General features: G+C 55.4%; 13 protein-coding genes. 6 read left to right on the forward strand and 7 right to left on the reverse strand.

The window, feature by feature from the left end:
- Window positions 1-26 precede the first annotated feature (26 nt).
- From ASQ50_RS17110 to ASQ50_RS17130, 5 genes are all read right to left on the reverse strand, one after another.
- The gene (locus ASQ50_RS17110; RefSeq protein ID WP_227513200.1) at window positions 27-1,049 is read right to left on the reverse strand and encodes a PA2778 family cysteine peptidase; all 1,023 of its coding nucleotides are present in this window, start codon (window positions 1,047-1,049) and stop codon (window positions 27-29) included.
- Entirely contained in the window at window positions 1,046-1,447 is a 402-nt protein-coding gene (locus ASQ50_RS17115; RefSeq protein WP_058091695.1) for a PA2779 family protein, read from the reverse strand. The genes ASQ50_RS17110 and ASQ50_RS17115 overlap by 4 nt, the downstream gene beginning before the upstream one ends.
- Window positions 1,448-1,540: 93 nt before the next feature.
- Window positions 1,541-3,013 (reverse strand): phospholipase D family protein, encoded by a 1,473-nt coding sequence (locus tag ASQ50_RS17120; RefSeq protein ID WP_227513201.1) that lies wholly within the window; start codon window positions 3,011-3,013, stop codon window positions 1,541-1,543.
- Window positions 3,014-3,023: 10 nt separating this feature from the next.
- Window positions 3,024-3,767: a glutamine amidotransferase gene (locus ASQ50_RS17125; RefSeq protein WP_058091698.1), complete on the reverse strand. Its 744-nt coding sequence runs from the start codon at window positions 3,765-3,767 to the stop codon at window positions 3,024-3,026.
- A gap of 15 nt (window positions 3,768-3,782) precedes the next feature.
- Window positions 3,783-4,511 (reverse strand): YebC/PmpR family DNA-binding transcriptional regulator, encoded by a 729-nt coding sequence (locus tag ASQ50_RS17130; protein ID WP_058091693.1) that lies wholly within the window; start codon window positions 4,509-4,511, stop codon window positions 3,783-3,785.
- A gap of 182 nt (window positions 4,512-4,693) precedes the next feature.
- Between ASQ50_RS17130 and ASQ50_RS17135 the strand changes: the two genes are divergently transcribed.
- The gene (locus tag ASQ50_RS17135) at window positions 4,694-5,116 is read left to right on the forward strand and encodes a tetratricopeptide repeat protein (RefSeq protein WP_058091692.1); all 423 of its coding nucleotides are present in this window, start codon (window positions 4,694-4,696) and stop codon (window positions 5,114-5,116) included.
- 25 nt (window positions 5,117-5,141) lie between these two features.
- On the opposite strand, the gene ASQ50_RS17140 is transcribed toward ASQ50_RS17135, so the two are convergent.
- Together ASQ50_RS17140 and ASQ50_RS17145 are read right to left on the reverse strand one after the other, a co-directional pair.
- Window positions 5,142-5,942: an MBL fold metallo-hydrolase gene (locus ASQ50_RS17140; RefSeq protein ID WP_058091691.1), complete on the reverse strand. Its 801-nt coding sequence runs from the start codon at window positions 5,940-5,942 to the stop codon at window positions 5,142-5,144.
- A 190-nt stretch (window positions 5,943-6,132) separates the two neighbouring features.
- Window positions 6,133-6,561, reverse strand: a complete 429-nt coding sequence (locus ASQ50_RS17145; RefSeq protein ID WP_058091690.1) for an SRPBCC family protein — start codon at window positions 6,559-6,561, stop codon at window positions 6,133-6,135.
- A gap of 168 nt (window positions 6,562-6,729) precedes the next feature.
- On the opposite strand from ASQ50_RS17145, the gene ASQ50_RS17150 reads away from it, so the two are divergent.
- The 5 genes from ASQ50_RS17150 to ASQ50_RS17175 all read left to right on the forward strand — a co-directional run bounded on the left by ASQ50_RS17150 (window position 6,730) and on the right by ASQ50_RS17175 (window position 14,809).
- Window positions 6,730-8,862: a type VI secretion system Vgr family protein gene (locus tag ASQ50_RS17150; protein ID WP_058091689.1), complete on the forward strand. Its 2,133-nt coding sequence runs from the start codon at window positions 6,730-6,732 to the stop codon at window positions 8,860-8,862.
- Window positions 8,859-9,485: a DUF4123 domain-containing protein gene (locus ASQ50_RS17155; RefSeq protein ID WP_058091688.1), complete on the forward strand. Its 627-nt coding sequence runs from the start codon at window positions 8,859-8,861 to the stop codon at window positions 9,483-9,485. The genes ASQ50_RS17150 and ASQ50_RS17155 overlap by 4 nt, the downstream gene beginning before the upstream one ends.
- Window positions 9,482-12,139: a toxin VasX gene (locus tag ASQ50_RS17160; protein ID WP_058091687.1), complete on the forward strand. Its 2,658-nt coding sequence runs from the start codon at window positions 9,482-9,484 to the stop codon at window positions 12,137-12,139. The genes ASQ50_RS17155 and ASQ50_RS17160 overlap by 4 nt, the downstream gene beginning before the upstream one ends.
- Window positions 12,136-13,152, forward strand: a complete 1,017-nt coding sequence (locus ASQ50_RS17165) for a hypothetical protein (RefSeq protein WP_058091686.1) — start codon at window positions 12,136-12,138, stop codon at window positions 13,150-13,152. Before ASQ50_RS17160 ends, ASQ50_RS17165 begins: the two co-directional genes overlap by 4 nt.
- 113 nt (window positions 13,153-13,265) lie before the next feature.
- Window positions 13,266-14,809 (forward strand): IS3 family transposase gene (locus ASQ50_RS17175; protein ID WP_156510031.1). Its coding sequence is split into 2 segments (ribosomal slippage): window positions 13,266-13,737 and window positions 13,737-14,809, totalling 1,545 coding nucleotides; the frame shifts between segments, so codons are not numbered across the junction.
- The last annotated feature ends 39 nt before the right edge of the window (window positions 14,810-14,848 follow it).

Below are 14,848 nucleotides of genomic sequence, written 5' to 3' on the forward strand. Positions count from 1 at the left end.
GAAACGGGCTTCTGCCGCGCAGACTCCTAGCGCTCTATCGTGTCAGCGGGGCAATTCGGTATCGGTGGGCAGGAGCTTTGGCTGCCTCCTGTTGTGCCTTTTGGCAGCTCAGGTGCCTGGCCAAAACGTTCCGGGTTCAGGTTTGCCGCGCAGGCCAGAGCCTTGCTGGCCTGCTCCGGGCAAGACCGGGCGCTGAGGGCATAAGCCAGGTTATTCCAACCCTCCGAGAATCCGGGGAATCGGTTAACGGCGCGCAGGAAGTGTGATGCGGCGCCCTCGGCATTGCCCTGGTCGTACGCCAGGTTACCCTGGGCCATGATCGGTGCGGGTTGGTCTGGCCACTGCTGTTCGGCGGCCTGGTAGGCTTGCTGAGCGGCCCGGGTGTGGCCGGTGCTTTCCAGATCGTGGGCTGCCCGCAGGTAGGGCAGGGTTTCCGCTGTTGCGGGCAGTGTGTCTGGCGGCAGAACGACCACCGCCCAACGGTCGGCCCGGTTCCAGGTGGCGTGAAACACCTTGTAGGGCATCCGGTAATGGCGCCGGGTGTCTGTGTTCAGAATCAGGACTTCCTCTTCACTGTCGTAGCCCACCACTACCGCAAAGTGCCACTGTGGCCACCAATTGAACCTCAGGTTCTGCATGATCAGAACGGGGTTGCCTGCATTCACCTCGCCAAGCACTGCCTCAAGGTTGGGCTTCAGTGGATACACCACCATGTCGTGGGAGCGGGCGCCGGCGACCATTTCAACCTGTAGTGACCCCTGACGGCCGGGCAGGTAAACCAGTTCTTTCAGGATTTCAGGGTCCGTTGTCAGGCCCTGGGTGTTCAGCATGGTTGCCAGTGAGGCCGGCCCACACTGGTACTTTTCCTGAGGATAGAAAGGAACCTCGTCCAGCAACGCCTGGTCCAGCGTTGTGCTGTCCTGTTGCGCAGGGGCTGCAGTCTCTGGCCAGGGCGGTGTACTGGCACAGCCTGCCAGCAGGATCAGCCCCAGAAGTGCTGCAAACCTGCCGGCAAAGCCGGACTTGTTGATGGGGGCGGAAGGTGTCACCGAATGCAATTGATGAAGGAGAACAGGTTCGTGGCACACAGCATGTCGGTGATGATGAATACCAGAAGGAACAGCACGATAACGCCGACAACGCCTTCCCCGGCGGGGGCCTCAGCCAGTTGTTGCTCGAAGTCTGCCAGTTCAGCCGGTGTCAGGTTCTGGATACGTTCGGCTACCTGAGCTTCGCTGACGCCCATCTGGGCCAGTTTGTCTTTCACGTTCTGGTCATCGAGCATGTCCAGCAGTTGCTGGCGGTCAAGGTCGGTCTGTTGCTGCTGAATCAGCTCGCCCGTGCCCACCATGCCGGCATGGGCCGAGACGGAGAAGGTGGTTGCGAACGACATCAAGATGACCATGATCAGGGAAAGCTGTTTCATGTGACGTCTCAGGCTGTTCATATCAGACTCCTTGGTTCTTGGGTTATCGAAAAACCTTAGATGGGAATGTGTACTGATTCAACATACAAAACGTTCACGCTTTCATGCTAAAGCTCAGAATGTGGAGAGTCCCGTGGCTTCCATAACCCTGTATTGCCAGTACTTAAGCCTCGAGTGATCGGCCCAGGCTGAATAGGGCAGGCTCAGGGCCTGTTCGTTGTCTGGGCCGTGTGTCCAGTAGTCGTCAAAGAAGGCGTTGGCCTTCTGCGCGACAGGGTCATCCTGTTGTACGGCCAGCCACACGTTGGATTCCAGGTTCAGGTCATCCAGATTACGACGGGTAAAGTTGGCGGAGCCCAGCAGCAGTTCGATTTGCTCATTCTGCCCACGGTAGATGACAAGTTTGCTGTGGCACTGCTCGCCCCGGGTGTTGCACCAGCGCACCGGAATGCCGGCCTCGTGCAGTTCACGGGCAACAGGTCGGTTTGGAATGCCGTTCTTCTCGTGGCCAAAGGCATCTTTGTTGGCATCCAGCAGCAGGCGGATCTCGACGCCCCTGCGCTGTGCCTCCCGCAGCCCGTTGATGATTGGGCGGTGCGACAGATAGAACATGGCCATGTTTAACTGCTCCCCCGGCTGGCTTCGATTGATCATATCCAGAGCGGCGTCCCGGATGGCGGACTCGGTAAGAAGCTTGATGGTGCCCTGTGAATGGTCGGGCAGCTGGCTATCTTGAGTCATCCGTTCCAGCCAGCGCTCGAGTGTGCTGCTGTCGGCACCGGACATCCGGATAACCGCCTGTTCGCTTCGGATAACATCCAGAACCGCGGGGCCACTGAAGGCCAGCCCGATATTGCTGTGCCGGCTGCTGCCATTGTGGGGGTTTGCGGAGGTGACAACCGCCCGCAACCGGTCGCCTTCGTCGGCCACCAGAAGCTTCCGGTGGTTGGCTTTGAAATTCGGTAGCGCCAGGTAGCTTCGGATGGTGGCGGGTTGGTTGCCAAGGGCATTGGGCAGCCAGCCACCATCCGGGTTGTTGCCCAGCCACCGGCAACACAATCGCCACAGGGATGACCACGCGGGATTGCTGTCGCGCAGCGGTGCCAGATCCGTGACAACAACCTCAATGCCAGCGGCAGACAGCGTATCAAAGTGAGGTGAGTGGGTGCCCCCGTAAAAGGTGTTCAAGGGGTCTGAAATCAGAACAATATCCATGTCTGGTTGAGCATTCTTACGCTCAAGCAAAGCCTGGGTGAGCTGTTCGGCCAGGGGGCGAAGGTGGATGTCCTCGGGGCCGGTGCTGTTGAACAGGAACATGTCCAGCAAGATGAAGGTTTCAGCCTGTTCGATCAGGTGGAAGATTTCGTCGAATATCTCATGATCCAGCGTTGACCGCCCATCACTGAAATGGCGGGTGGTGTCTGTCAGCAGTTCAGCGTCTTCCAGCGGTGCGGCATCGCCTTGGTAGCGAATGCCGGGCGGAAGGGGTTTGAAGGAGTGCCAGAGGCCAAGGCCGATCAGGCTGAGCAGGACAATGCCGACAATGAACTTGAGGATCATGGTGGGTTCGTTCCATCGAATGGGCATGAGTGCTGGTTCAGTGCTGTTGTGTCTTCACCCAGTCGGCGAAAAGCCGGAGCAATTGGCTGGCCGTGGGTGCTGGCTGAACGGAACTCAGCAAGGCGTTTGCGTCCAGGCCTTCGGTCTCAAGATCAGGGTACTGGACTTCCAGGTAGGCTTTCATGATCTGTTCGTTGAACTCCGGGTGGAACTGAACGCCCCAGGCATTCTTGCCAACCCGGAAGGCCTGATGGGGTTCAAAGCTGGAGCGGCCCAGAAGCACAGCGCCCGGTGGCAGTTCTATTACCGACTGTTTGTGAGTCAGCTGGGCCGGGAACTGTTTCGGCAGCTGGCTGAACAGTGGGTCGTCCTGGGCGCTGTCAAACAGGGTTACCGCCTGGGTGCCGGTCTCCCGGCCGTCTGGGTGATAATCCACTTTGCCGCCAAGCGCGTGGGCCAATAATTGATGCCCATAACACACACCCAGAAGCGGAACGCCCGCTTCAGCCGCTTGCCGAACCCACGCTGCCGTCGTTTCACTCCAGGCCGCACGCTCGCTCACCATCGCCGGTGAACCAGTAATGACGATGCCTTGCCAGTCGCCAGGTTGCCCAGGCGGCGGTGCTTGAGTGACGTCTGCAATCGTGAGTTCTAAATGGCTGGAAAGCGCCCGCGAAAACCAGGCATCAAAGTCCCCGAACTGATCCCTGATCTGCGGGTAGGTAGACCCGGTTTTCAGAATCACCACACGGGCTTTGCGGGGTGTTTCTGTTCCAGCCATCGCCAGCTCCAACTCTTATGACTCTTCCGGGAGTTCCGCGTTGTGGAACACGTTCTGAACGTCGTCCAGATCGTTCAGCATGTCGAGGAATTTCTCGAACATCGGAATATCGTCGCCTTCCACCACGGTGGTGGTTTTGGGCAGGAACTGGATTTCGTCAACATCAAACTCGATGCCTTCAAACGCCGATTCCAGGGCCTGTTTGGCCTTTGCGTATTCGGTGTTGGGGGCAAAGACAGTGATCTTGCCATCTTCGTTTTCGATGTCGGTTACATCGACATCGGCTTCCATCAGTGCTTCCAGAACGGCCTCTTCATCCTGGCCGGAAAACGCGAAAATGGCGCAATGGTCAAACATGTGTGCCACAACACCAGGGGTGCCGATTTTGCATTTGGTTTTCGTGAAGGCCAGGCGCACATCGCCGAAAGTGCGGTTGGGGTTGTCGGTCAGGCAGTCGACAATCACCATGCAGTTGCCGGGGCCGTAACCCTCATAACGAGCCGGGGAGTAATCTTCGCCCGCGCCACCCTTGGCTTTGTCGATGGCTTTTTCAATCACGTGTGCGGGAACCTGGTCTTTCTTTGCCCGCTCAATGAGCCCGCGAAGCGACAGGTTGGCCTGGGGATCTGTGCCGCCAGACTTGGCGCTCATGTAGATTTCCCGGCCGTACTTGCTGTAGACCTTGGTTTTTGCCGCGGCCGTCTTGGCCATGGATTCTTTGCGGTTCTGGTAGGCTCTGCCCATCTGTGGTGCCTCTTGGGTTTTCTGTAAAAGGTCGGATTTTACTCAACTAGCGGCCTGGGTGACAGCCTATTTTGCCGGCTGGTGGTTCGAAGGTATCAGTTGAATGATGCTTTGGTAGCGGCGACGTGGTGGGCACCGGCTGTTAGCGTGTCAGGGTGTATCAGTCTCGGTGGAGTGTCGCTATGAACGTTGTCCGGCCAACGGTTTTACTGGTCATTGCCATGGCTTTGGCTCCCGTTACGGGGATCAGTGCCCAGGAAAATGATGAACAAACCCGCATAGCCCGGGATATGGTCAAGACGTTGCAGGCCTATGCGGTATACAAAATGGGGCAATACGACGAAGCGTTTGATCGATACTGCGAGCTTGCTGAGCGGGGCAACAGCCAGGGTATGCTGAATGTGGCCAACATGTATGCCGCCGGCCTAGGAACCGAGAAGAACCTGGAAAAGGCGTTCCAGTGGTATCTGGAAGCCGCGGAAGCTGGCGATGCCATCGGCATGGAGGAAGTGGCCAGTGCCTATCGCCAGGGCCTGGGTGTGCCCAGAGACGACAATCTGGCCGATGAATGGCTGGCACGAGCACAGGCTGCGCGCCAGCCGTGATTCACGGAACCATAAACCGAGCGAATTAGACGTATTCCACCGGCTGTCGGTAGTTATCCTGTGAAACCAGATCAATCCCGCAGTCCATCTCGCTGACCCAGTTCAGGAAGCGGTCGACCATCACCGGTCCCTCGAAACGCTTGCCGTGCTGGGGCACGATCATAGCCACATCCATGCCGCGAACCATATTGGCCCAAAGGCCGCACACCTTCTTGGAGGCGATGTAGCGCCGGTGGAAACCGATCATGTTGGGGATGTGCTTGTCGAAATCCTTGACCGGCTCGTGGTCATCTTCACCGCCCATAGAGGCGCCAAGATCGCCTGAGAACAGGATCTTGGAGACCGGATCATAAAACTGCAGGTTGCCCACGGAGTGCATGAAGTGTGCAGGCAGGCACTGAAGGTAGCTGTCACCGAACCGGACATTGGCGCCGCCATCAGGAATGCTGACGATGCGGTCGTAAACGCTTCCGCTGAGCTGATTGGTGACATAGCTGGACACCAGATGCGGCAGGAATCTGGCCCACAGCTTGGAAGTCACAATCTTGGCGCGAGTGTGAACAATCCAGCGATCGATGGCGCCGATGATGTCTGGGTCCTGGTGAGACGCAAAAACATAATCCATATCGCGGATGTTCATATACTTCGAAGCAGCTACCGAGAGCGGCGTGTAAGTGAGGTCTCCGCCGGGATCAATCAGGGCTTCATGTTTGCCATCGACAACCAGGAACTGGTTCGACTGGACGCCTTCGCCAGTCACCAGTGAATCAAACATCAGGCACTTGTGGTGTCCGTTGTCGAAAAGCACAATCGGTTCAGCCGCCATTTCGCTCTCCCGCAGAGGATTGGTTGTGCCATCAGGAAGCCCGGTCAGGCCCCCCTGATGGCCGGATATTGCAAGTTGCGCGGGAGGTTACAGAATTGACAAATGTGAAGTGTTGCCTCAGGTCAATTATCTGATATTCATCAAGTAACGGTTTGTCACGCCGGCTGCCCGGGCCGGGGCTCTCATGGCATCAGGCCAGCTTGGGGACCCGTTTGATGCCCCGGCGCAGGCCCTGCTCCAGAGCGACGCTGACCACTTTCCCGGAAAACGGCACTATGTCTTCAAAGGTGATGGTGTAGTTGAGCTGGGTTTGGCCATCCGGAGTCTCCGAAAAGCGAATCCTGCCCAGATGGTTCTTGATCGGGCTCATGCTGGTGATGGCATACTCAATCAGCGTATCGGGCTCGAAGTTCAGTACGGTTTCCTCCAGTGAGAGGGGGCCGATGCCGATCTTGCGCACAGAGCCCAGGCCGTTCGGGTCTGCCTGGTCACTGTCTTTGATCCGTTTGACCGGTGCGCCAAGCATTTTTCCGAAACGCTGGTGATCTGCAAACAGGGCGAATACCTTTTTGCGAGGGACATTAAAAGTCTCATTGATTTCAATGGTGTACATAGCCATGGTTGCTCTCTTGTTGTAGGCATTGGGACAAGAGTAACCGTTCACAGAGTTCAACAAAAGTCGCAGATGTGGGCAGGTGCAAGGTTGGCCTTACAATCCACACTGGTTATACTCATGCACGCTCAGGACGAGTAAGCAGTTCATCATTAATTTTCAGGGACCGAAGTCATGCCCCAGGCAAGCGGATTGCAGTTCACCGCCCGTGTAGGCGAATTCCCCTCAGATCACTTTGTTGTCGCCAGCTTCGCGCTGACCGAAAGCCTCTCCCAGCTGTTTCAGGGTCGAGTGCATCTGGCCAGTACTGACCCGGACGTGCAGGCGGCGGATATCCTGGAACAACCGGTGGACCTGGTGGTGTGGCAAGACGGCCAACCCCTGCGGCGCTTCACCGGCGTGGTGAACGAATTCGTCCGCGGCAACACCGGCCACCGCCGCACCGCCTATCAAGTGGTCATCCAGCCCCCGGCCTGGCGCCTGGGCCTGATGCACAATAGCCGCATCTTCCAGACCCAGACCACCGATGCCATCGTGCGCACCCTGCTGGAAGAGCGGGGCATCATTGATACGGTCTTTGACTTCAAGCGCCCCCCGGAAGAGCGGGAATACTGCGTCCAGCACCGGGAAAGCGACCTGCAGTTCATCAACCGCCTGGCCGCCGAAGAAGGCTGGCACTACCGCTACCAGCACGGCAGCGTGGATGGAGAAGAACAACCGGCGTTAATCATCGCCGACCACCACGGCGACGCCCCGAAACTGGACCCGGTGCCCTGCAACACCCAGGCCGGCGGCAGCAGCAAACAGGCCTGTGTATTCAGCTTCGCCTACGAAGAACGCATCAAAGCCGCCTCCGTAGCCATGAAGGACTACACCTTCAAGAACCCCGCCTACGCCCTGATGCACGAGCACAATGCTGGCGGTGTGAACCACCGAGAAGACTACCAACACTACGACTACCCCGGCCGCTACAAAGCCGACGCCAGTGGCCAGCCTTTCACCCAGGCCAGACTGGACGCCCTGAGAAACGACGCCTCCCTGGCCAAGGGCGAAAGCAACCGCCCGGACTTTACCCCCGGCGCCAAAGTGGAACTGCAGGACCACGACAGCCAGAGCCTGAACCGGGAATGGCTGCTCACCGCCATCACCCACACCGGCAAACAGCCCCAGGCCATGGAAGAAGAGGGTGGCAGCGAACCCACCAGCTACCACAACGACTTCACCGCCATCCCGGCCGACAAAACCTGGCGGCCCCTGTGTGAACACAAGCCGATGATGGACGGCCCCCAGATGGCCATCGTCACCGGCCCCGAGGGTGAAGAGATTCACTGCGACCAGTATGGACGAGTGAAAGTAAGATTCCCCTGGGACCGCTACTCAAAAAATGATGAACACAGCAGCGCCTGGTTACGCGTCGCCCAAGGTTGGGCCGGTGGCCAATACGGCTTTATGGCCTTGCCCAGAATCGGCAACGAAGTGATTGTCTCTTTCCTGGACGGCGACCCGGACCAGCCCATTATTACCGGCAGGACTTACCACGCCACCAACACACCGCCCTACGCGCTGCCGGAACACAAAACAAGAACCACTCTGAAAACCAAAACCCACAAGGGCGAAGGCAGCAACGAACTCAGATTTGAAGACGAAGCGGACCAGGAACAGATCTACCTCCACGCCCAGAAAGACCTGGACCTGCTGACGGAAAACAACCGCACGGAAGTTATCAAGAACGACAGCCACCTGACGGTGGAAAACAACCGCTTCAGCCACACCCAAGGCAACAGCCACCACACCACAGATGGCGAACATCGCGAGAGCATCGGCGCCGACTACAGCCTCACCGTAAACGGCAGCCACCATAGCAAGCAGGGCAAGAACCAGCTGGTGGAAGCCGGCACCGAAATCCACCACAAGGCCGGTATGAAAATTGTGATCGAAGCTGGTGCCGAGGTAACGCTGAAAGCGGGTGGCAGCTTTGTGAAGGTGGACCCGAGTGGGGTGACGATTTCCGGGCCGCTGGTGCGGATGAACTCCGGGGGTGGGCCTGGGAGTGGTAGTGGGGTTGGGGTGAAGGGGCCGTTGTTGCCAAATGCATTAACACCTGATGGCTCGATTAGCTCAACAGGGCCCCAAATATCTGATGCCGGAGGTCGGCCAGACATTGAGGCTCTGTCGTTAAGGGTGGATGAGGTTAGGCCGATTGAGGCAGATCTGAAGCAAGCCGCGAGCTTTAGAAATGCCGCAAGAAAGGAAGAAGTGTTCTCGGAGGTCTGTTCTGTAAGGTCTGATAAGGAGGGACTTTCATGATGCTTCAAGCCTCAGCGGTTAGCGAAAGCCTTCAGCCCTTACCACCGGCCGAGCATATGTTTTTGGTTTTTGACGGCGCATGTTCTAAGCACGGGCTGCGAAGCTGGTACGAATTGGGGTTAGATGTATGTCCTCTCATGGTATTGAAGGATGGTGTATATGATGGTGTGTCTGCTTTGGGTCCGATGATTGCGGATCTGAGAGCTAGCAGTGTTCTTAAGACGTTATGGGAAGACAATCATCCCATAATGAGAAGAGCAGCGGTGTATCACACATCTTATGATGAGATGGGTTTATTGGATTTTCTGAGGGCACGAGTGCAAGTGATTATGCCCGGAGAGTTGTTGGCTTGGTTGAGGCTCGGTGATGCCAGGGTAGTTTCAAGATTGGCTGAGGCTGACGGTCATTTCCCTCCGCAATTCTGGTCGGGTGTTGACTCTATTTTTTTTCAATCTGAAACAGCATTGATCACAAGATACCAACCAACACGGGCCTCGAAGGGCAATGCTTCGGATGAGCGGGCGCTCTTCTCACAAAAAGTGGTGCCTCACTTCCATTTCGGCTCGGATCTATTATCTGCACTGGATTCGTCAAACGATCTAAAACACAGGGAAGTGTTATGACTTATTGTGCAACCTGTCCACTAATGACAGCTTTTGTGCCCCTACGATACGCCATTGGTCCTTTGAACTATGAAGGCGATTTGCTAGCTGGATTGGAGATACCTGACCTGCCAGAGCTTTTTCCTAACTTTGAGCGGTATACGCGCCTGCAGGATCGAGTGCTTGGATTGGTTCCTCGCTTGTTGAGAGACGGCTGGTTATATGTGTGGAGCAGCTATGATGATCGCTTGATCGAGTACTCGGTGACGAATTCCCATATTCAGGAAACGAGCCGGGGCGGAGAGGTTATCGATTCCAGAACGTCGGTTTTTTTAGCGCTTCCCTCGGGAGAGCCGGTCGATATTGCCTGGAGCGAAAACCAGTGGTCTGATGCTCATTTTGACATGATTGTGAATGAGTCGGATCAGCGTGAGAAATTCATGAGAAGAATGATCCCGGGAAGCTCACCGCACTGTCAGGGGCTTGATGAACAGACGTTTTATAGCCTGCCGGAAGTCGCTAATATCGAAGACTTCGATTGGTCAGGGTTAACGCCAACGATTCCGCATTGGCCTCAAATCGAACGTGCCACGAGGAGGTTTGATCAGCGGATAATGGGGGTTGTTGATGACCCTTGGGGCGTGACAGAGGATCTGGCCGCTTTGGTTCGGCTCGCCCACGACAATCAGGAGCGGTTGCGAGCTCGGTTCGGTGGGGAGTGGAGCCTTGCCAAGACAATCAGGGATCTATACGAAACGGACAGTCAGCTTGAGGCAAAGCTTCCTGAGCTCGTTGAGCTGCCCAAATTGCAGAGGGCCTGGCGTGAGTCAGATTCGTCTCAATCCCATTTTGAAGAAGTTGTTGGAGGGTTGCTCGATTCCTGGATTCGGTGGATGGAGACGCTCGAATGTGCAAACGGTCCTGAAACACTGGCAAGTTCTTGTGAGAGCCTTGATCTCGCCAAAGAAGACCACCACACCATTTTACAAGAGAAATTTGGCCTTGCTCTGTTAGGCCCATCTTACTTCAGCAAAGGCGCTGGTGCGATTGGTCGTCTGGCCGACATACAGGGCGAGGGTGCCCAGTGGTTCTGGAATGCGCTGCTTGGGGTAAGAGAGCGCCTGTCCCTCGGAGAAATCGAGAAGCTCGTTGAAGTCGGAGATATGGCGAACGACTCCATAGAAGATCTTTCGAAAGCCGCGACAGCGCTTGTTGCCGCGATTAATTCCAAGATTTCCGGTCTTGTCGCCAGAGCGCCGACGCCTCCGATACAATTATTATTCAATGCTGTTTCGCCTGTCGCTGCGGTGGAGTTGAGAGGGTTTCCAAACCGAATATCACTTTTAGGAAGCGGATTCCTGGTTTCGGGGCTAGCTCGAACTGGTCAGTCATTGGCGGTGGAGAGCGTGAGCGCTGTTCAGTCTAATCAATGGTTGAGTGAGGCGGCAAAAAATGGCGGAAACGCAGTGTCGCCTCTCAGCCCTCCGGATGCCGATGCGCGTAAAGTGCCCATAATTAGAGCAGTATCTGCAAATGCGGGACAGTATTTCAAAGGGAATCCTTATGGCCTGAGGGACGCTTTAGAAAAGGCACCGTTGCGTTCGATTCTGGTTGTTTTGACTGGAATTAATATGGCGTCTTCGTTCGTAGCTTTAACCGACAGTCAGAATCGTAATGTCGAAGGCTTTGCCAAAGTTGTTGGCGGTATGACGGGGTTTGGTGCTGCCTATGCATCACTACAGCACCGAATTGCTGAAATCAATTGGCAGCAGGGACGTTCTTTATTGGCTAATCCAGAAGCCGATAGTCACAGGCTGGGCGCGCGGGCTGCATTTGCGACTGCTGCAACTGCTGCGCTGGATATTATAATTTTTGGTTCGCAGGCAATAGAGTCTTATCGTACGGGTGATTTCGATACTGCTGCCCTTGAGGCGGGCTTGATGGGCGTCTCCGTTGGCCAGCTGGCGCTGAGTGTCAGAGCTTTCAGAGCTTACCGAGAGGCGAGGGCTGCGGCGTTGGCGTTTGAAACGGCTACGGCCGTGCGGGGTGTGTCCCGGCTTGGAGGGTGGTACACGGCACTTTCAGTGGGTTTGACTGCATCATTAATCGGAGGCTTAGTCGCCCGACATTATGTTCAGAATACCCCGCTTGAACGATGGCTGGCCAACACCCGGTTTGGAGTAAAGCCTGCTGGATGGGCTGGTAACTACCGCGATGAAATGGAGCGGTTGTATGCGGCTATTTTCCCCATCAAACTCAAGCTGGAGAGGGTTCCAAGGTTAAATCCACGCACGGGGATCCATATGCAGGATTGCTGGTTAATACTTGAGCTTCCAGGGCAAAGGGCATTGCGCCCTGAAACGATTTACTTTTCAGGAGATGAGTTGAGGAACGGCGTTGGTTACCGGTCTTTGGCGTGGGTAGAGCAGCAATTGCGATCGGTATTTGATGCGGAGGAAAGAGAGCACATACTTCAGCCAAAGCGAACACCTGTGACTTGGTCTGGCGCTGATTTCACTCTTCATGAAGGGACAAGGGTTCATAACGCCGCAGCCACAGCAACATACAGAAAGGTTTATCACGATGATGACCAGATCTTTGGGCTTCAGGGGGAACTGACATATCGCCCCCAACCCGGTCTGGAAATGCCTCCGGTAAAGGTTGATATCTGGTGATTGAAAACGCGAAAAAGCTTTTAGATATGGTGATGAAGAAGATCGGAGGTAACGACAATGCTCTGTTGTTGAACGGAGATTCAAGTAGCGGGTTTTTACCATCTCACCCAGGCCTAATAGAGTCACAGAATAATGTTTGCCTGACATTGCGAACCGCTAGCTCCGAAGCAAAGGGAACGCTCACCGGCTTTGGATTCCTTATTGGTGGGTATGGAATTATTCTTTTCCTGTTTATTGGTTTTTTTGGTGAGATCTTAAGTGGGGACTGGTGGTTTTTGTTTATATCCCTCTTAACAATTGCCGTTCCGATGGCGTGGGAAACGAGTCGCCCCCCATCACTACCGATCGTCTTTAATCGACGGACTCAAGAAGTTTATTATGATATGCAGGGCGACTTGTACTATGCAACTTGGGATGGCATTGAGGCCGTTGCCTATGAATACAGTATAGTGAATCAATATTCGGGATCAATCGTCCATGGTAATCTGGAGATTATTCTCCGGAAATTTGGTGCTCCCGATAACCGAATTGTACTGAACCTATCAGGGATTCCCGCGGGAAAACGAATGCGTACTTTGGTGGGTATTTGGGAGTATTTGAGATGTTTCATGACGATCGGCCCTTGGTTTGATGAGAATGGTAGAAGAACCGAAAACAGAAATTCCTTCATCGAAAAGGGCTTGGCGTCCAGTGCTGTCTCATCTCTTGACCAGTTGCTCGAAGGTAGAAAACTTCTCAGTAAAGAAAGGCAAGAGGGAGAGGGTATTTCTGGGACTGCAATTATTTATTGGTTTGGTTCATATTTCTTCTTTCCTGTTGCCTTTGGTGAGTTTTGCATACAAAAAATCGACAGGACCAGAAGCCTGAAGCACTGGCCAGACGTGGTACAGGAACGCCTGGATCCTAACGGCCCAACATCCCGACTGATCGATATCGAAGAAGACTACATGGCGCAAAAGCAGAAGGAGCTGGACGAGCTTCACGAGCGGATGCGGAAAACTCTGCCAAGGTAGTTCTTCTATCAACAAAGTCGATCGTTTGAAGCTGAAAAGTGAAGCAGTTAATTGGTATTTGGGGTGCCCTATGTGTCAGCGTAGTTGTCGCCTGATTATTTCAGAGGACAACCATGCCCCATTATTCACCGGAACGTAAAGAAGCCATTCTCCAGAAGATGGCTCCACCTCACAGCCTGACTGTTGCCGAGTTGGCCAGCCAGGAAGGCATCAGTACCGCAACCTTGTACAATTGGCGTAAAGCCGCCAGAGCACGAGGTGCCGTTTTGCCATCGAATTCAGCTCATCCCGACAAGTGGAGTAGCGAAGAGAAATTCCGCATTGTTCTGGAGACCGCCCCGATGACGGAGGCGGAACTCAGTGAATATTGCCGTAGGAACGGCCTTTACCCGGAACAAGTCGAATCTTGGAAAGCCGCCTGCATGGGCGCCAATGCCCTGTCTGATGAACAGGCCAAGCAGAATCGGCAAGCGGCTAAGGCTGAGAAAAAGCGAGTCAAAAAACTCGAAGCCGAGTTGCGACGCAAGGAAAAAGCTCTGGCAGAAACGGCTGCACTGCTGACGCTGTCAAAAAAAGCCGAGGCGATCTGGGGCCCCAAAGACGAGGACGAATGACCAGCCTCCCGGATCGCCAGCAGGCAGTTACCCTGATCCAAGAAGCTCAGGGTAACGGAGCCCGGCTGGACAAGGCTTACGCCTTGCTGAACCTGAGTATACGCACCTATCAGCGCTGGACGGCAGACAAGGCTGTCAGCGCTGATCAACGCCCGGTGGTGCCCAGGCCGGCGCCCACCAACAAACTCTCGGAGGAGGAGCGTCAGGCCGTGATCTCACTGTGCAACCAGAAGGAATATCGAAGCTGTCCGCCGGCCTTCATCGTTGCGGATCAGCTGGATCAGGGCCGCTACCTTGCCTCGGAATCCACCTTCTACCGAGTATTGCGGGAGAGGGATCAAGTACATCCCAGAGGTCGGCAAAAAGCGCCCCAGAGCAAGCGCAGGGCAACCACACACAAGGCCACAGAACCGAACCAGCTGTGGTCGTGGGACATCTCCTGGCTACCGGGGCCAGCAAAAGGCACCTGGTTCTATCTGTACCTGATGCTGGACGTATACAGCCGCAAGATCGTGGGGCACGAGGTCTATCACGGTGAAACCGGTGAGCTTGCCAGTGACTTCATCGAAAAAGCCTACTGGCGTGAGCACCTGGCGACGAAGGAGAAGCCTCTGGTGCTGCACTCCGACAACGGCAGCCCCATGAAGGCCTCAACCTTCCTGGAGAAACTGTACGATCTGGGCATTACACCCTCGAACAGTCGGCCCCGGGTTAGTAACGACAATGCCTACTCGGAGTCGTTGTTCAAAACCCTGAAGTTCCGTCCGGGGTTCCCGACAAACGGCTTCAGAACCATTGAGGAGGCCCGCAAATGGGTACTGGCGTTCGTACGTTGGTACAACACCGAGCACCGGCACAGCGCCTTGAACTACGTAACACCCCAGCAACGCCATACGGGCAAAGCTGATCAGATCCTCGCCCAGCGAAAGCAGGTTATTGAAGCGGCGAAAGCCGAGAACCCGCGTCGCTGGTCTGGTGATATCCGAAACTTCAGCTTGCCGGAGTCAGTCACCCTGAATCCGGAAAAGGCGGTAAATTGTTAAAGAGCTGATGACTTAAACGCGACATCTACGTTGACAGAC

Origin of the sequence: Marinobacter sp. LQ44, assembly GCF_001447155.2 — a bacterium.
Lineage (GTDB): Bacteria > Pseudomonadota > Gammaproteobacteria > Pseudomonadales > Oleiphilaceae > Marinobacter.